At 62.5% G+C, this 16,606-nt stretch carries 20 protein-coding genes and 1 pseudogene; 9 read left to right on the top strand and 12 right to left on the bottom strand.

All coding sequences use genetic code 11. The features are described 5' to 3' along the window. Positions 1 to 27 precede the first annotated feature (27 nt). The 3 genes from ACFQ2F_RS07885 to cutA all read right to left on the bottom strand — a co-directional run bounded on the left by ACFQ2F_RS07885 (position 28) and on the right by cutA (position 2,300). Positions 28 to 822, bottom strand: coding sequence for a leucyl/phenylalanyl-tRNA--protein transferase (locus ACFQ2F_RS07885; RefSeq protein ID WP_379088223.1), 795 nt, complete (start codon positions 820 to 822; stop codon positions 28 to 30). 17 nt (positions 823 to 839) lie between these two features. Further along, the gene (gene aat / locus ACFQ2F_RS07880; RefSeq protein ID WP_379088220.1) at positions 840 to 1,751 is read right to left on the bottom strand and encodes a leucyl/phenylalanyl-tRNA--protein transferase; all 912 of its coding nucleotides are present in this window, start codon (positions 1,749 to 1,751) and stop codon (positions 840 to 842) included. Positions 1,752 to 1,964: 213 nt separating this feature from the next. After that, a complete protein-coding gene (gene cutA / locus ACFQ2F_RS07875; protein ID WP_379088217.1) occupies positions 1,965 to 2,300 on the bottom strand; it encodes a divalent-cation tolerance protein CutA in 336 nt (111 codons plus the stop codon). A 136-nt stretch (positions 2,301 to 2,436) separates the two neighbouring features. Here cutA and ACFQ2F_RS07870 point away from each other — a divergent pair, with 136 nt between their 5' ends. After that, positions 2,437 to 3,207, top strand: coding sequence for an NAD kinase (locus ACFQ2F_RS07870; protein ID WP_379088214.1), 771 nt, complete (start codon positions 2,437 to 2,439; stop codon positions 3,205 to 3,207). Between the two features lie 222 nt (positions 3,208 to 3,429). Next, positions 3,430 to 3,855 (top strand): Hpt domain-containing protein, encoded by a 426-nt coding sequence (locus tag ACFQ2F_RS07865; protein WP_379088211.1) that lies wholly within the window; start codon positions 3,430 to 3,432, stop codon positions 3,853 to 3,855. A 32-nt stretch (positions 3,856 to 3,887) separates the two neighbouring features. Here ACFQ2F_RS07865 and ACFQ2F_RS07860 read toward each other — a convergent pair whose 3' ends face one another. Together ACFQ2F_RS07860 and ACFQ2F_RS07855 are read right to left on the bottom strand one after the other, a co-directional pair. Next, positions 3,888 to 4,490, bottom strand: coding sequence for a flavin reductase family protein (locus ACFQ2F_RS07860; RefSeq protein WP_379088208.1), 603 nt, complete (start codon positions 4,488 to 4,490; stop codon positions 3,888 to 3,890). Positions 4,491 to 4,517: 27 nt separating this feature from the next. Continuing rightward, the gene (locus tag ACFQ2F_RS07855; protein WP_379088205.1) at positions 4,518 to 5,120 is read right to left on the bottom strand and encodes a nitroreductase family protein; all 603 of its coding nucleotides are present in this window, start codon (positions 5,118 to 5,120) and stop codon (positions 4,518 to 4,520) included. Between the two features lie 205 nt (positions 5,121 to 5,325). Here ACFQ2F_RS07855 and ACFQ2F_RS07850 point away from each other — a divergent pair, with 205 nt between their 5' ends. After that, positions 5,326 to 6,543 (top strand): hypothetical protein, encoded by a 1,218-nt coding sequence (locus ACFQ2F_RS07850; RefSeq protein ID WP_379088202.1) that lies wholly within the window; start codon positions 5,326 to 5,328, stop codon positions 6,541 to 6,543. Here ACFQ2F_RS07850 and thrS read toward each other — a convergent pair. The 3 genes and pseudogenes from thrS to ACFQ2F_RS07835 all read right to left on the bottom strand — a co-directional run. Beyond that, positions 6,476 to 8,419: a threonine--tRNA ligase gene (gene thrS / locus ACFQ2F_RS07845; protein ID WP_379088199.1), complete on the bottom strand. Its 1,944-nt coding sequence runs from the start codon at positions 8,417 to 8,419 to the stop codon at positions 6,476 to 6,478. The genes ACFQ2F_RS07850 and thrS overlap by 68 nt on opposite strands. A gap of 69 nt (positions 8,420 to 8,488) precedes the next feature. Then, positions 8,489 to 8,851: a membrane protein insertion efficiency factor YidD gene (yidD, locus tag ACFQ2F_RS07840; RefSeq protein WP_379090644.1), complete on the bottom strand. Its 363-nt coding sequence runs from the start codon at positions 8,849 to 8,851 to the stop codon at positions 8,489 to 8,491. Positions 8,852 to 8,899: 48 nt separating this feature from the next. After that, a pseudogene (locus tag ACFQ2F_RS07835) lies at positions 8,900 to 9,340 on the bottom strand (iron-sulfur cluster assembly scaffold protein); the annotation flags it as partial. Between the two features lie 269 nt (positions 9,341 to 9,609). On the opposite strand from ACFQ2F_RS07835, the gene folE reads away from it, so the two are divergent. From folE to ACFQ2F_RS07820, 3 genes are all read left to right on the top strand, one after another. Beyond that, positions 9,610 to 10,239, top strand: coding sequence for a GTP cyclohydrolase I FolE (folE, locus tag ACFQ2F_RS07830; RefSeq protein WP_379088197.1), 630 nt, complete (start codon positions 9,610 to 9,612; stop codon positions 10,237 to 10,239). 3 nt (positions 10,240 to 10,242) lie between these two features. Further along, positions 10,243 to 10,692 carry a phosphoribosyl-AMP cyclohydrolase gene (gene hisI / locus ACFQ2F_RS07825; protein ID WP_379088194.1) on the top strand — a complete coding sequence of 150 codons (450 nt, stop codon included), beginning with the start codon at positions 10,243 to 10,245 and terminating at the stop codon, positions 10,690 to 10,692. 156 nt (positions 10,693 to 10,848) lie between these two features. Then, complete coding sequence (locus ACFQ2F_RS07820) at positions 10,849 to 11,766, top strand: patatin-like phospholipase family protein (protein ID WP_379088191.1); 918 nt, start codon at positions 10,849 to 10,851, stop codon at positions 11,764 to 11,766. Here ACFQ2F_RS07820 and ACFQ2F_RS07815 read toward each other — a convergent pair. Together ACFQ2F_RS07815 and ACFQ2F_RS07810 are read right to left on the bottom strand one after the other, a co-directional pair. Continuing rightward, complete coding sequence (locus tag ACFQ2F_RS07815) at positions 11,763 to 12,194, bottom strand: CBS domain-containing protein (RefSeq protein ID WP_379088188.1); 432 nt, start codon at positions 12,192 to 12,194, stop codon at positions 11,763 to 11,765. The genes ACFQ2F_RS07820 and ACFQ2F_RS07815 overlap by 4 nt on opposite strands. A gap of 129 nt (positions 12,195 to 12,323) precedes the next feature. Then, positions 12,324 to 13,058: a rhomboid family intramembrane serine protease gene (locus tag ACFQ2F_RS07810; protein WP_379088185.1), complete on the bottom strand. Its 735-nt coding sequence runs from the start codon at positions 13,056 to 13,058 to the stop codon at positions 12,324 to 12,326. Positions 13,059 to 13,353: 295 nt separating this feature from the next. On the opposite strand from ACFQ2F_RS07810, the gene ACFQ2F_RS07805 reads away from it, so the two are divergent. From ACFQ2F_RS07805 to ACFQ2F_RS07795, 3 genes are all read left to right on the top strand, one after another. Next, positions 13,354 to 13,971 carry a PAS domain-containing protein gene (locus ACFQ2F_RS07805; RefSeq protein ID WP_379088182.1) on the top strand — a complete coding sequence of 206 codons (618 nt, stop codon included), beginning with the start codon at positions 13,354 to 13,356 and terminating at the stop codon, positions 13,969 to 13,971. Positions 13,972 to 14,219: 248 nt separating this feature from the next. Beyond that, entirely contained in the window at positions 14,220 to 14,798 is a 579-nt protein-coding gene (locus ACFQ2F_RS07800; protein ID WP_379090642.1) for a PilZ domain-containing protein, read from the top strand. 397 nt (positions 14,799 to 15,195) lie between these two features. After that, on the top strand, positions 15,196 to 15,726 hold the full coding sequence (locus ACFQ2F_RS07795) for a transglutaminase-like cysteine peptidase (protein ID WP_379088179.1): 531 nt from the start codon (positions 15,196 to 15,198) through the stop codon (positions 15,724 to 15,726). A 169-nt stretch (positions 15,727 to 15,895) separates the two neighbouring features. Here the strand turns inward: ACFQ2F_RS07795 and ACFQ2F_RS07790 are convergent, their stop codons facing one another. Together ACFQ2F_RS07790 and ACFQ2F_RS07785 are read right to left on the bottom strand one after the other, a co-directional pair. After that, the gene (locus ACFQ2F_RS07790; protein WP_379088176.1) at positions 15,896 to 16,207 is read right to left on the bottom strand and encodes a DUF6949 family protein; all 312 of its coding nucleotides are present in this window, start codon (positions 16,205 to 16,207) and stop codon (positions 15,896 to 15,898) included. 182 nt (positions 16,208 to 16,389) lie between these two features. Continuing rightward, the gene (locus ACFQ2F_RS07785; protein ID WP_379088173.1) at positions 16,390 to 16,605 is read right to left on the bottom strand and encodes a DUF3126 family protein; all 216 of its coding nucleotides are present in this window, start codon (positions 16,603 to 16,605) and stop codon (positions 16,390 to 16,392) included. Position 16,606: the final 1 nt, after the last annotated feature.

Below are 16,606 nucleotides of genomic sequence, written 5' to 3'. Positions count from 1 at the left end.
GCGGCAAAGGCGCGACCGGAATGCCGCTTACGCCGCTCCGAAAGAAGCGGCCGTCTGCGGCGCACGTTCCGCGGCACCAGCACCGTCGGCAAGCCGCCAGGACCCGAGCGCTGCAGGCCCGGCGCAGGCCTTCTCCAAGAACCGGTTGAACGAGCCCCGCGGCACCAGACAAAAGCCCTGCTGACAGAGCGTTCCGGAGAGATGCTTGGCATCGTTGGCAAGAAAGCCCCGCGCCTGGAGATGACAGTTTAGAGCCGCCAAACCCATGCGGCCTGCATCGGGACGCATCGAGAACTGCGCTTCGGTGAAGAACACCTTGCCCACGGCAAGCCCGTAGGCGCCGCCCACCAGATTGCCTTCGAAATCGCGCACCTCGACGGAATGAGCGACACCCGCATCGTGAGCCTCGCGGAAGGCAGCCGACAGATCGGCACGGATCCAGCGGCGCTTACCCTGGCGGCCGTTGGGGCGCGCGCAGGCCTCGACCACCTCGCCGAAACTCTCGTCGAAGCCGATGCGATAGAAACCGCCGGCAAGCTTCCGGGCGATCCGGCTGCCGAGTTGGAACTGTTCCAGGAAAAGCACCATGCGCTCTTCCGGCGCCCACCATTTCTGCGGCCCGAAGGTCGAGCGCGGATAGAACCCTTTGGCATAGGCGGAAAGCAGCGTGGAAACGTCGAGATCGCCGCACAGCCCGGCGAGCCCCTCTGAGCCCTCGTTGATCCGGTTCGGATCAGGCAGCACCCGCCCTTCGGCGGTCTGACCGAGAACCTGGCGGGCCATCAGACCCAGCGTGGCGGGAACTTCGCCAAAAACCATCATACGCTCCTACAAGTGACTCAGGTGGAAGCCGATTTCGGCTTCGTGCTCGCCTCCCGGTCCGGGTGCCAGGCGGCCACCGTCTCGGGATCGATCTCGACCTTCCAGCGCCCCTTCCGGCCGGGGGCCGACATCGCCTTCTCGTTCATGGAAAGGAATTGCTCGCGGGGGACCTCGTGGAAGCCGAAGCTCTCCATGAGCGGGTTCATCAGCTTCGTATCGACGAAGGAGAAGCCCCACTCCACGAGGTGGCGGATCAGCACCGCGACCGCGATCTTCGAGGTGTCCCGCTCCCGGGAGAACAGGGATTCACCGATGAAGACATTGCCGATGGCGACGCCGTAGCCGCCGCCCTTGAGATTGCCGTCATCGTCCCAGACCTCGATGGAATGGGCGTAGCCCGCATCGAACAGCCGCGCATAGGCGTGCATCATCGCCGGCGTGATCCAGTTCACATGCCAATGTCCGGGCCTTGGCTCCGAGCATGCAACGATCACCTCGTCGAAGGCTTGATCGAAGGTGACCCGGTAATGGCCCTTGCGCATGGCGCGCCGCGCGCTCTTGGAAATATGGAAATCTTCGAAGAAGAGGACCGCGCGGGTCTCCGGCGAGCACCATTTCGGGTGGCCCACATGACCCAGCGGATAGATGCCCCGCTTGGCGGCGGCGATGAGCGTCGGCACGGAAAGATCGCGGGCGATACCGACCACGATGCCCGCATGCGCTTTCGACCGCGGATTAGGAATGCGGGGCAGCTGCCCCAGCTGATCCTTCAGCCAGAGCTTCGTGAGCCCCGGCATATCGCCGATATTGCCGGGCTTCAGCGACCAGGCGGTGCCCAGCACCACCCGCTTCGCCCAGTCATACGGCGTCTCGCGGAAAAGGTCGTCTCGGGTGGGATGAATGTTGGCCGCGACCCCATCTCGTTCCATGGGCTCAGATTCGGCGATATCCGCTTGAATCAATCGATTGAGCGAAGACACGCGCAACTCCAGACTTGCTCGAAACTGTGGGCCCGCAGGCGAAACACGCCGCGAGCCGTCATCCCTCGAACAATCAGGTTACACGCCGAAGATTAAGATAGGTTTTCGCTGGCCGTGCGATTACGGCCTATCTGGAGGGCCGTAGGGCCGCAGCAACGCGCCTCACGACACTGATTTCGTCTGCTCCAAAATCCAGTCGCGATAGCCGTCTCCCGCCGCTTCCGTCGGCAGAACGAGGAGCGCCGGCACCTCGTAGGGGTGAAGCTCCGTGGTTTCGGCAAGCACGGCTTCGGCCAGCCCCCGGCGGGTCTTGATGATCATGGCGATCTCCGCGTCCTCGTCGAGCTCGCCCTGCCATTCGAAGATGGAGATCATCCCGGGGAAAATGTTCACGCAGGCCGCAAGCCGCTTCTCCACCAGCGCGCCGCCCACCCGCTTGGCATCGTCGAGCGACCCGAAAGTCGTATAGATCAGCACAGGTTGTTCGCTGGCTTGCATCCTTCCCCCTTTTCGGTTGCCCTCTGAATGGCTTGAAAACAAATGCTCGGAAACATGTGAGCGGGCTTGCGTTGGCCGCAAAGCCTCGTCTTTATGATGGCCGCTTCCATCATGCCCGCTTCGCCACCGGTTTTATATGTCACGCTTCCAGAAAATTGCTTTCGTCGCCAGCGAGTACGAGGAGGCCCAGGCGGCCTTAGAGCGGCTGACCGATCGCTACGGCAATGCACCTGTCGGCGAGGCCGATGCCATCGTGGCGCTCGGCGGCGACGGGCTGATGCTCCAGACCATGCACCGGCACATGACGGACCGTATCCCGATCTACGGGATGAACCGCGGCTCCGTCGGCTTCCTCCTCAACGAGTACCGGGAAGAAGGTCTGCTGGAGCGGTTGGAGACGGCGGAGATCAACATCATCCATCCCTTGCGGATGACCGCCTTCGATTGCAGCGGCACCGAGCATCAAGGGCTCGCCATCAACGAGGTCTCTCTTTTCCGCCAGACCTACCAGGCGGCCAAGCTCAAGATCTCCGTGGACGGCACCGTCCGCCTGAACGAGCTGATCTGCGATGGCGTGCTGGTCTCAACGCCGGCCGGCAGCACGGCCTATAACCTTTCCGCCCACGGGCCGATCCTCCCCATCAGCGCCGAACTGCTCGCGCTCACGCCCATAAGCCCGTTCCGGCCGCGCCGCTGGCGGGGCGCGCTTTTGCCAAACGAGGCGACCGTCCGGGTGGAGGTGATGGAAGCGGAGAAACGGCCAGTCAGCGCCGTGGCCGACCACACGGAGTTCCGGGACATCGCCACCGTCGACGTGAAGCAGGAAGGCAAGATAGACATCTTTATGATGTTCGATTCCGGCCACAGCCTCACCGAGCGCATCCTGTCGGAGCAGTTCGAATACTGAGCCGGATCGGCCGTGGATGGACGGCCCCGGTCGATTCAACGAACCTTAAACTTCGTGTAGCATCGTCGCGCTTTCCCGCCTTTCGGGAGCAGCTTCCAGTCACGGGGAACAGCGACGCATATCACGGGGACCGGCCACGCTTCCGCGCCCCGGAGCGGCCACGATGTCGTCCGACATGCCATCGCGATATTTGAGTAAATTCATTTTCGAGAGTTCAGTTTTATGCCTTCGCCATCGGATTCCATACGCAGAGCCGAAGCCGCCGTCCAAGCCCTGTCGCCCTCCTTCCGCTCCTGGCTGGGGGAAGAGGTACAGGCCCTGGTCGAGGCCTGCCGCGCCGCCGAAGCGGAAGACTTTTCCGTTCAATCCCGCCAGGGCATCTATCTCTCCGCCCACACCCTGAAAGGTCAGGCCGGCACGCTGGGCCAGCCTCAGATCGCCAAGCTCGCCGGGTCTCTTTGCAAGCTGCTCAGCCATTGGGTGCCGAACGAGGCCCATATCGAGCTCGCCGCGGAGCATGTCGCGGCCATCGACGGCGTCTATCGGCGTCACGATCCGGACATCGCCGACCGGGTGGCCTATGCGCTGGTGGATGAGATGACCCGCAGGACCGATACCCTGCTGGACGGGCTGGTCGCCGCCGAATAGCGGAAGACGCCAAGCGCGTTTCGCTCTAACGGCTACTTCTTGTCGCCCACCGAAAACACCGAATCGACGACCGCGTAATCGCGATAACCGAGCCGCGCGATTGGTTTGAGCTTGGTCACGTCGACGGTCTGATCCGGCTCGATCATTTCGTCGTCGATATGGATGCCGACGACCTGACCTAAGATGATCGCGTTGTCGCCCGGCTCCCCGTCGAGCCCCGGCAGGGTGATCGTCTTGTAGTACTTGCACTCGAACGCCACGGGAGATTCCTTCACCCGCGGCGGCGACACGAGATGAGAGGCTGCCGGCGTCAGACCGACAAGGGCCATCTCGTCCACATCCGGAGAGACGGCCATTGAGGTCTTCCCCACCGCTTCACGCAAGGGATAGGTCGCCAGCGAACAGACGAACTCGCCGGTCTCCTCCGCATTGATCTGGCTGTCCTTCCGGCCGCCGGAGCCGAACATCAGATAATGCGGGTTCTCCGACACGGCGTTGAAGAAGCTGTAGGGCGCGAGATTGACGACCCCGTTCTTGCCGAGCGTCGAGATCCAGCCGATGGGCCGCGGTGCGACCAGCGCCTTGAACGGGTCGTATTGCAGCCCGTGACTATTGGCGACGGCGTCGTAGAACATGAGCTTCCCTCAATCGGGCCTGAAACGTCAGCCCGGAAAATCCGTAACGATGTCACCGAGTTGCGGCCGGTCCCGCTCCTCCGGCTTGACGGTCGCCGTGCCGATATAGACGAAGCCGGCGACCCGCTCATTGGCGGCCAGCCCGAGGACCTTCGCCACCTCCGCATCGAACGCGCACCACTCGGTGATCCATTGCGCCCCGAAGCCGAGCGCGCTTGCGGCATGCAGCAGGTTCAAGCAAGCCGCCCCCGCAGAAAGCTCCTGTTCCCATGCGGGTGCGGCGGCATTTTCGACCACCCGCGAGATGACCGCAATCACCAAGGGCGCGCGCAAGAACCGGTTGCGCTCGAAGTCGATCCGCGCCGGCGTCGCGTCGTCTTGCTGCGCTTCGAAAATCCGCGCAAGCTCCTCCCCGAACGCTGCACGAGCCTCGCCGCGAAACAGGATGAAGCGCCACGGCGCGAGCTTCTTGTGATCCGGGACCCGCGCCGCTGCGGTGAGAATCTGCGTGAGCTGCTCGGGCGTCGGCCCCGGCTCGCCCAGCTGGGCGGCGGAGACGGAGCGGCGGGTCAGGAGATGATCGACGATCGGATTGGTGAGGATTGGCTTGGTGGTGTTTGGATTGATCATGGGCGATAAGCGGTTGCGCTGCCTTCCTACGCCGAAACGGCGCAGTCCACAATTGCGCCACCCCTTGCTTTTGTTTTGAATTCAGGCCTTAACACTGCCTAAATCTACTACTCTTGTAGGTGCTGTGGTCGGGCCTGTGCGTCGATCTTTCGCCGCAATGAGGGACTGACCTGCTTACGATGGCACGCGGGACGGAATGCTGAGCATGAGGGGGACCAGCCGGGCCCGGCTAAAGCAATTGCTTTTGGCCGCCGCTCTGATCGCTTTGACGCCGCAAGTTGCGAGCGCACAAAGCATCTTGGGCGGAGGCTCGAACTCGTCTGCCATCGATGCCCCGCTTGGTCTGCAGAGCGGCGCCACGACGGCGACGCCTCCCAGCAGGCCGCCATCCACCAACACGCTGTTCGGATCGCCGCCCCGCGCTGATTCGTATCGCGCGGACGATTCGTCCTCCAGCCGACGCGCCAACGCCGATCCAGCCGAGGACGGCGACGATAGCGGCAAGCCCGTTCCTGTCAGCTTCCGCGCCATGCTCACCGAGCAAGGCCCGCCCCTCAAAGGTGGCGTGATCTGGCGCATCTTCACCCCCGGCACCCCCGCCGGCGGTCAGGAGCTGGTCAGCACCCATCGCGAGGCCCAGCCCACGGCCGCCCTGGCTCCCGGCGAGTATCTGGTCAATGCCGCTTACGGCCTCTCCAACCTGACCCGCAAGATTCAGGTCTCCCGCGGAAAGTCCGTGGAGGAGAGCTTCGTTCTGAACACTGGGGGGCTGAAGCTCTCCGCGGAGCTTTCCGACGAGACTGAGATCGGCTCGAACCTCCGCTTCGACATCCTGTCAGACGAGCAGGATCAGTTCGGCCGCCGCCGGGTCATCCTGGCCGATGTGGAGCCCAGCCGCGTGATCCGGCTCAACGCCGGCGGCTATCACGTCGTCTCCACCTATGGCGATTGCAACGCGACCGTCCGCGCCGACGTCACCGTCGAGCCCGGCAAGCTGACCGTGGCGACAGTCAAACACGCAGCGGCGACCGTCACCTTCAAGCTTGTCATGGAATCAGGCGGCGAGGCGCTGGCCGACACGCGCTGGACCATCATCACGCCCACCGGCGACATCGTGAAGGAAGGGGCCGGCGCCTTGCCGACCCATATCCTCGCCGCCGGCGATTACGCCGTTGTGGCCCGCCATAACGGCCTCAGCTACACTCGGAAGTTCACCGTCGCGGCGGGGAATGCCGACCAGGTGGAAGTGGCCGTCGCCGACGGCCCCTCCTCCCCGGAGGCGCTGCGCAAGATCATGACCCCGGAATTCCCGACCGGCGGCGACGGAGAGGCGTTCGGCTTTGCCGGCGAGTCCTCTACGCCGCCTGCTTCGATTGGCGGGTTCGCAAATCCGGGGGCACTGCTTCACGACACAGTGCCGTAATCGCCTCGTCGAGCGGCAGGACCTCCTGGTCCCGGCTGCCCAGACGGCGCACCGACACGGTGCCCTCTTCCGCTTCCCGTTTTCCGACCACGAACAGCACCGGCACCTTGGTGACCGAGTGCTCGCGCACCTTGTAGTTGATCTTCTCATTGCGAAGATCTGCCTCGGCGCGCACGCCCGCCTGGTTCAGCTTGGCGGCTACTTCCTGCGCATACTCGTCGGCATCGGAGACGATGGTCGCGACCACCGCCTGAATCGGCGCCAGCCACAGGGGCAGATGGCCCGCGTGATGCTCGATCAGGATGCCCGTGAAGCGCTCAAGCGAGCCGAACATGGCCCGGTGGATCATCACCGGCACCGTCTTCTCGCCATCCGTCCCGATATAGAATGCGCCGAGCCGTCCGGGCAGATTGAGATCCACCTGGATGGTGCCGCACTGCCAGTCGCGGCCGATGGCATCGCGAAGCACGTATTCCAGCTTCGGGCCGTAGAACGCGCCCTCACCCGGATTGACCTCGTATTCGAGACCGGCCGCCTCGACCGCCCGCTTCAGAGCGGCTTCCGCATTGTCCCAGACCGCATCGTCGCCGACCCGCTTCTCGGGCCGGTCGGAGAATTTGATCCGCACGTCTTCGAAGCCGAAGTCGCGATAGATGGCGAGCATCTGCTCGTTCAGCTTCACGCATTCATCGGTGATCTGATCCTCGGTGCAGAAGATATGCGCATCGTCCTGGGTGAAGTGACGCACGCGCAAAAGCCCGTGCAACGCGCCTGACGGCTCGTAGCGGTGCACCTTGCCGAACTCCGAAATCTTCAGCGGCAACTCGCGATAGCTCTTCAGCCCGTGCTTGAAGATCTGCACATGGCCGGGACAGTTCATGGGCTTGCAGGCATAGATGTGCTCGTCGGGCGTCTCGGAGACGAACATGTTCTCTCCGAACTTCTCCCAATGGCCCGACTGCTCCCAGAGCGCCCGGTCCATCATGTCCGGCGAGTTCACCTCCCGGTAGCCCCACGCCTGCTGCTTCCGGCGCATATAGCCGATCAGGGATTGGAACAGCGTCCAGCCCTTGGCGTGCCAGAACACGGCACCCGGCGCCTCTTCCTGGAAGTGGAACAGGTCCATCTCGCGGCCGAGCCGGCGATGGTCGCGCTTCTCCGCCTCCTCCAGCTGCTCGAGATAGGCCTTGAGCTCGTCCTCGTTCGACCAGGCGGTTCCGTAGATCCGCTGCAGCATCGGGTTGTTTGAATCGCCCCGCCAATAGGCGCCGGCGATCTTCAGGAGCTTGAAGCCCTTCCCGATCCGGCCCGTGGAATCCATGTGGGGGCCGCGGCAGAGATCGAACCAGTCGCCCTGGTGATAGATCTTGACGCTCTCCCCTTCCGGGATCGCATCCACCAGCTCGACCTTGAACATCTCACCCTTGTCGGCGAACACTTGTCTCGCCTTCTCGCGGTCCCACACCTCCACGGTGAAGGGATGATCGCGGGCGATGATCTCCGCCATCTTGTTTTCGATGAGGGGCAGATCGTCCGGCGTGAAGGGCTCCTCCCGGGCGAAATCGTAATAGAAGCCGTTCTCGATCACGGGGCCGATCGTGACTTGCGTGCCCGGATAGAGCTCCTGCACCGCTTCGGCCATCACATGGGCCGCGTCGTGGCGGATGAGCTGTAGGGCTTCCGGATCCGACCGGGTGATAATGCGGATCTTGGCGTCGTCCTCGATGGGCTGGCCGAGATCCTTCAACTCGCCGTCGAGTTCGACCGCAACAGCTTTCTTTTCTAAGGATTTCGCGATCGAGGAGGCAACCGCCTTGCCCGTGATGCCGGGCTCGAATTCGCGTGCAGAACCGTCTGGAAACGTCAGTGAAATCATATCTCTCTCCTCTCACTCCTGCGAACCACCGCAGGTAAGAGCTGGTCTTTGAAAATCAGGCCGGAGCCGCTAAGCGCGCCGCTCCGCCTTCCCGCCGTCTGCCGGCGAGCGCTCGGAACATAGTCGCCAACGCCCGTAGCGCCAAGGGGCGAAAGGATGGTTTTCGCCCCGAATATCGGGCACGGGGTCGAAGCCATGGGTTCCCCACGGGGAGCAGCGCCAGAGCCGGGCGAGCGTCAGCCATCCGCCGCGCCACGCCCCGTTCACCGCGACCGCTTCGCGGGCGTAGTCGGAGCAGGTCGGCAGATGCCGGCAATGCCCACCGACGAGCCCGGAGAACGTGTAGCGATAGGCCAGGATCGGGGCGGTGACGACCGCTCGCGCGATCTTCTGTCCGATGGAGGTTGATTGTCTCGTGGCGGGGCGGCTCATGGGGGAGACCTGCCGGTTCTTAGGACGCTGGCTCAGAGGCAGGTTCCGCCCCTGCCGCTGCGCCTCGATTTGAGAGATCGCGTCTTCCACCGCATCGAAGACGAGCAGCGTCGAGGGCTGCCGCGCCTTGTAGTCCCTCACCGGCTCCAAGGCCGCGAGATCGGCCCATTTCCCGGTCGGCACGGGCCCGTCTTCTTTGAGCATCTTGCGCATGATCTCGGCAATGCCGCGCAGCTCCTCCGCCGTGGAGCCGATGATCTCCCGCCCCATCACAGAAGCCGAGGATTGGCCGAGCAGGCAGGCTTTCACCTCCTGCCCGTAATCGGTCACCACATCGCCATCCATGGCGAGATCGACGCTCACCGTGCTGCCGCAGAGCTTGGAATGGGCCGTCGCGCTGGCCTGCGGGGAGGCCAGCCGCTCGCAGCGCGGAATGTCTCCCGCCAGCCTCAAGATGCGCTGACTGTAGATGTTATCCTGCAAAGTCATTGAACCGTTCGTATGAACCCCAACTTGAACGTCAGCCTACCGCATTATATATGCTCTGTTGATTTGGTTTGCAGGCGGCCCCGGCGACGGAGGCCGCGCATGGGGCGTGCAGGCGGGGTATTTCGACTGGAAACTTCGACCTCAGCCTAAAGGTATAACCCCGATTCTCTAAATCGGTATTGGGAGCTAGAGTTTCAGGCGTGCATTATCCCCCTTACCAACTTCACGCGAATAACGACCTGGGTGTCGGGACTGACAAGGATAGTTTGATGGATGCGTTCGTAGAGAAGCCAAAGCGCCGCGAAGCCGAGCAGCAGTCGGATATCGTCCGGCCGGACCGCCAGAAAGCCGAAGAGGCCGTGCGTACGCTGATCGCTTACGCAGGCGACGACCCGAACCGCGAAGGCCTTCTCGATACGCCCAAGCGCGTGGTCGATTCCTACGAGGAGTTCTTCTCCGGCTATCACGAGTCCGCCCATGACGTCCTGTCGCGCACCTTCGACGAGGTCGGCGGCTATGACGACATCGTGATGCTGCGCGACATCGAGGTGAACTCCCACTGCGAGCACCACATGATCCCGTTTATCGGGAAGGCCCATGTCGCCTATTTCCCGACCGATCGCGTGGTCGGCATCTCCAAGCTTGCGCGCGTGGTCGATGTGTTCGCCCATCGCCTGCAGACCCAGGAGACGATGACCGCGCAGATCACCGAGACGATCGACGATGTGCTCAAGCCGAAAGGCGTGGCGGTCATGATCGAGGCGGTGCACCAGTGCATGTCCCTGCGGGGCGTGAAGAAGCCTGACGTGGCGACCATCACGACCCAGTTCACCGGCATCTTCAAAGAGGATCCGGCCCAGCAGGCGCGCTTCATGACCCTCGTCTCATCCGGGAAGTAGCCCATGCCCTCCCCGACCAAGGAGGGCACTGAGACCAGCGCCACGATCGAGGAAACCAGGCGGTTTTCACCGAAATTCGGACCCGACGGCACTTTGCCGGCGGTGGCGGTTTGCGCCACCACCGGCGAGGTCCTCATGCTCGCCTACATGAACCAGGAAGCTCTCGACCGGACGCTTGAGACGGGCGAGGCCCACTACTTCAGCCGCTCCCGCGGCAAGCTCTGGAAGAAGGGCGAGACCAGCGGCAACGTCCAGAAGGTTCTCGAGCTCCGGACTGACTGCGACCAGGATGCCGTCCTGATGAAGGTGGAGATGGTAGGCTCGCCCGCCGCCTGTCACACCGGCCGCCGCTCCTGCTTTTACCGGGTCGCCCCCATCGGGGAGACGAACGGCGAATTGCGCTTCGCCGATGCGGAACGCCTCTTCGATCCCAAGAAGGTCTACGGCAAATAAAAAGCTCTGCGACTTCTTAGCGCCCCAACCAAACCTTAAAGACTCCACAATATTCTGGTGTAGCCGCAAAGAGCACAACGATGCCGCGGCGACGTCTTGAGGTCGTCTCCGCGCTCCGCGCGCGGAAAAGACAAGAGGTCGCGAAGAATGAGCTACATGGCGAGACCGAAAATCGGCATCGCGCTTGGCGGCGGGTCTGCCCGCGGCTGGGCCCATCTGGGTGTCTTGCGGGTGCTCGCCGAAGCAGGCCTCGAGATCGACGTCATCGCCGGCACCTCGATTGGTGCGGTTGCCGGCGCCTGCTTCGTCACCGGCCGGCTCGACGGACTTCATGAATTTGCCACCGGCCTGACCCGGCGCAGCGTCTTCGGCTTCATGGATCTGAATTTCGGCGGCTCCGGACTGATCACCGGTCAGAAGCTCAGCGCCCGTCTCGAGACCCATCTCGCCAAGTACAAGATCGAAGATCTGCCCCGCAGCTTCGTCGCCGTGGCGACCGAGCTCGGCACGGGTCACGAGGTCTGGCTGAGCAAAGGCAATCTGGTGGATGCGCTGAGAGCCTCCTACGCCCTGCCCGGCATCTTCAAGCCCGTGAAGATCGAAGGCCGCTGGCTCATCGACGGCGCCCTGGTCAATCCCGTGCCTGTGTCCGTCTGCCGGGCGCTCGGCGCGCGCTTCGTCATCGCCGTCAATCTGTCGTCCGATGTCTACTCCCGCGGCACCGTCATTCCCGACCAGGCGGCGATTACCCAGAACGGGGACTTCCCCGACGATGCGATGCAGCCGGAAAGGGGCAGCTCGGCCGTGCGGCTCCTGCAGCGGCAGTTGCTGGGCCGCCGCGACGGGGCGCCCGGAATCTCATCTGTCATGATGGATGCGATTAACATCACCCAGGACCGCATCTCGCGCTCCCGGCTGGCGGGCGATCCGCCCGATGTCACGATCAATCCGCGGGTCGGCTCGATCCGCCCCTTCGACTTTCACAGGGCCGAAGAGGCCATACAGGAAGGCGCCGAGGCGACCCATCGCCACCTCGACGACATCCTGAACACTGTTCGGAGCCTGGCGGTCTAGCCCGTCGCGATATACTCGCGCATGGCCGCCGCTTCCATCTCGGCCTCGGCAATCCGCATCTTCACAACGTCGCCGATCGAAACCAGCCCGTTGAGCTTGCCCTTCTCCACCACCGGCATATGCCGGAAGCGATGAGCGGTCATCTCGCTCATGAGCTGCTCGATGGTGTCCGCCTCCTGGCAGCTCACCACGTCCGACGTCATGCAGGTCGTGATCGGCTGCTCGAGCACTCCGATCCCTTCCGTCCCGATGGCACGCACGATGTCGCGCTCCGAGGCAATGCCGACAACCTTGCCGGCCTCATCGGCCACGACCACGCAGCCGACCCGATGAGTACTCAACAGCTTCGCTACCTCAAGTAGCGACGCGTCGGGAAGCGCGGTGAGCACCTCCCTCCCCTTATCCTTAAGGATAGTCGCCACATTCATTTCTTCCTCCCTTGCCGAACTTGGCGCCCGGTCTAAACGCGTATTCTTGCGTGTAGGACAACGCATGACAAGCCAATTAGGCTCGGCGAGATGCCGAAAATCCGTGCGATTATCGGAAAATCTGGGAGATCAAGCCGTCCCGTCCCGCTCCGGCATGGGCTCTGCCGGGCGGTCGAAATAGCCGAAGAAGAAGAGACCGAACAGGAAGCCGCCGATATGAGCTTCCCACGCCACCCCGCTGCCCGACGGCACGCCCGCCATGGGAAGCGCGCTCAACCCGAAGGCGCCATTGAGAAGCAGCCAGATCGCCAGAAAGAGCAGAATCCGCGGATCGCTGAGGGTCTCGCCGAGAGTGGCCAAAGGTGCTGCGGCCAAATCCCGCCCCATACCAGGGCCATAGGCGCCCGGCCTCGCCCGAAACACGAAGCGCAGGGCACCGGCCATCTGGCCCGAGATCGCGGCTGACGCCCCGATCATCGGCGCCTGCTCGCCGAAATGCAGCATCAGGTGCACAAGGGCCCCTGCAACGCCTGCACAGGCTGAAAAAATCAGGAAGCGCTGGCCCCCGATTCGGCGCGCCACTGCGCTTCCGAATGCAAGCATCCACAAGAGATTTACCGCCAGGTGCAGCCAACCGCCGTGAACGATCGTATAAGTGACGAACGAGGTGATGCAGGCCAGATAGCCTCCCGGCAGCAGCATCGCCTCGCCCGCGTAGCGGGAGGGAATGAACGCCAACAATAGAAGAACCGTGATGTCCGTCTCGTCGGGTAGCGAGATGCGGATAGCGTGAACCGCGATCATCAGCACCATCAGTGCCAGAACGCTCCGCGGAACGTTAAAGATTGGTTCATTCTGAGACATTGGCCGTTCGCTATTTCCTTAAATCGAACACAACCATCGGCTGTGCCCGGAGAAATTTACCCTTCCGGCGCAAATTCCCGTTTCTGTTAACCAACGGAACAGTCTGTGCCCCGCCAATCTCGCCAAAAATTCCATATCTGTCAGAGAGTTCACCCCCTGGCACGACCACTGCAACACCCCTGTGAAATGAGCCGGCGCTGTTAACGAATTGTGCCAAATCGGGACGTTTACCTTGGTTTGGACCTGAGATGGGCGGCGCCTCAGTGAAGATGTAGCGTAAGCCTGGGGTGGGTAAATGCAGAGTTCAACAGACAAGCAGCTTTACGATTATTGGGACCGCGTGCGCAACGGACGTATCGCCCCTAACCGGGCGGAAATCGAGCCTGCGGCGATCGCGCCCCTGCTCGCGGAAACGTTCATTGTGGAATATGCGGGACCCGGCCAGTTCCGGTTCCGGCTCGCCGGTACGCGGATCTGCGATCAATTCGGCCGCGAGCTGCGGGGCACCGAGTTCCTCGCGCTCTGGGACGGCGCCGACCGCCACGCCATGACCTCTCTCCTTGCCAATCTGTTTGGCGAAGGTGCGGTTGGCCATGTGCGCTTTCAAGGTCTCTCCCTGGAGGGCCGGCACTGCAATTTCTCCATGCTGCTCCTGCCCCTGACGGCGACCTCCCATAGCGTGAACCGCTGCCTGGGCTCGATCACCGCCCTGGAGCCCCACTATTGGCTGGGCGCCGATCCGATCGTCCATCTGGATCTGACCGACGTCGCCCTCGACTGGCCGATGAGCAAACCCGCCGCAGCCGCGCCGGCCATGCCGGCACCCGGCAACGATCCGGGCTTCGCCGGGAGCCTCAACGGCCGGCCGCGCTTCAAGGTCTATGATGGCGGGCTGTCTCAGCCGAAAGGCTGAGGCGCCCCACCCCACGCCGAAGCGACGATTTTTTATTTCTTACAGGCGTTTATTCCTTCGTTAACGAAGAAGGCCTAGGTTGGGCACGCTGGACAGAGGCTCCTCATGAATACCGCCGCCATGGGAACCGCGGCGAGGGTCCAAAAATGATAAGCGCGCCCAACACCGAGGAAGCACCGGTCAGACACAAGCCAAGGTCGCACAACGATGTTGAGCCGACCGCTAGTGCCGACCGCAAATCTCCCAAGATCGTTGAAGATCGCCGGCAGTACCGTCGTGTGAACGTGCGGATCTTCGGCCGCTTCATGCGCGAAGATAAGCAGGAATTCCCCTGCCGCATCATCAACATGTCTGCTGGCGGCATGGCCATGCTGGCCCCGGTCGCCTGTGAGAAGGGCGAGCGCATCGTCGCCTATCTCGATAATTTCGGCCGCATCGAAGGCACCGTCGTTCGCTGCTTCGAAGGCGGCTTCGCCATAGAGATCACCGCCACCCCGGTGCGCCGGGAGAAGATCGCGAACCTCCTGACCTGGGCGGTCAACGAGGAAAATCTCGGCCTCTCCTCAGACACCCGCGCCCATGAGCGCAAAGTGCCGGCCCAGCCGCAATCCAAGCTCATTCTTCCCAATGGCGAGACCCTGGACTGCAGGGTGATCGACGTATCCTTGAGCGGCGCATCCATTGCCGTCGACCGCAAGCCACCCATCGGCACCGTTGTCGTGCTGGGCCGCATGCGTGGTTTCATCGTGCGCCAGCACGAGAAGGGCGTGGCCATCCAGTTCGCCAGCGTCCAGAACCCGGACAGTATCGAGCAGTCCTTCGGGTAAGTATTCGTCCCCGGCGCACCGCCGGGGCTTCTAGCTCTCTCGACCTCTTAGAATCCGCTTCTTTTCGCCGGCGCTCTGCCCCGGCGGCGCTCGATGCTGCGATTTTCCCGTTTGGTTTATGCTTTGTACCAAATTCGATAAAATTTTATCGAACGGCCAGACTGTCTAAAATTTTAGACAAATTTATCTCGACTTCGCGTTGAAACGAATTTTCCGACTTATTCGGATGTAAAAATCTTTGTGAGACAGTCCCCATCAAGAATAAACGGGGGCTGAAATGAGGCACTTTGCTTTAGGACTTGCACTTTTGATGTCTGCATCATCCTTTTCTGCCGAGGCGACCAATGAACGGGTCATTTCCTTGGAGCCTGGACAGGCGGTCGAAAAGGTTACGCAGATGCAAACCTTTTCCGAGACTTTACCGCCAATCGGTTATGTGAATTTTTGCCGTCTGCATCGCGCCGACTGCGCACCGGTGCGCCGCTTCGCCGGACGCATCGCCTTGACCGAGGACCGCGCGGCCGAGCTGGTCAGCATCAACCGCATGGTCAACGAGGCCGTGGCGCCGAAAACCGATCTCGAGCTCTACGGCGAGACCGAGCGCTGGACCTATCCGGCCGGCAGCGGCGATTGCGAAGATTACGTTCTTTTGAAGCGGAAGATGCTTCTGCAGCGCGGCTGGCCGACCTCCGCCCTGCTCATCACCGTGGTGCGCGACGAGAACAATGAGGGCCACGCCGTCCTCACCGTCCGCACCGATCAGGGCGATCTCGTCCTCGACAATAAGCAGAAGGCGATCATGCCCTGGCGCGATACGCCCTACAGCTTCGTCAAGCGGCAGTCCGAGCGCAATCCGCTGATCTGGATCTCGCTGGTGCCGCCGGAGCAGGAAGGCCAGACACCGGTCTCCGCGTCCCAGAGCAACTAAGGAGAAACGCCCGAGAGGCCGCAGTGACGGCCGCACAGAACATGGCAGCCCCCCCCGAAGCCCGGCGATCATCCCACCCATCCCCGACCCAGCCGGGCTGGACTGAGCCGGTCTCTCAAGCAGAGACCGGCTCTTTTCTTATCCGGAGTCTGTCAGGCGCGTGCTTCGGCTAGACGTTGATCAGGACGACGAGAACGATGGCGCCGGAGAAAAGGCTCCACACGCCGGCGATCATCAGCGAAAGCACGAACCAGAAGGGTGGCCTCGCCTCGATCCGCATGCCGCGCCAGGCATTGCGCATCAGGATGGCGGGTCCTGCGGTCAGCCCGAGCATCACGCCGCCGATCGATCCCACCAGGGTTTCAGGCGCCAGCTCGAAGCGCGCAGGCTTGCCGGACACAAGCTGAACGAAGCTTGAGATGATCCCCGCCGTCACGAATCCAACGGCCATGATGTAAAGATTGACGCCAAGGGTGGACATCAACGCCCCCTAGAATTTTCCCTGAATTTTAGGAAGTTTATCCAGGAGAGCGGCGACGGTGGATATTATCTTTACCCTTGGTTAACCATCGAAAGCCGGACACGAAAAAGCCGCTCCAAAAGAACGGCTTAGACGCGTTCGATAAGATTTTGGTCAGAGCCTGTGAGGCCCTCCGAAAGCCCCTAGCCTCCGGCCAGATCGAAGTCGAGGATCGCCATCTGGAACTGGTAAGCCAGATCGTCGTCATCGTCGTCGCGGAACAGCACGCCGATAAACTCGTCGCCGATATAAACCTCGGAGGAGTCGTCCTTTTGGGGCCGCTGCCGAACCTCCAGGGAGGGAAGCTGGAACTTCTTCTGGAGATACTGTTCGAGCTTGATGATTTCTTCCCGGGTCACG

This window comes from Methyloligella solikamskensis (genome assembly GCF_042676065.1).
Taxonomy (GTDB): domain Bacteria; phylum Pseudomonadota; class Alphaproteobacteria; order Rhizobiales; family Methyloligellaceae; genus Methyloligella; species Methyloligella solikamskensis.
This window is presented reverse-complemented; position numbering and strand designations above follow the sequence as displayed.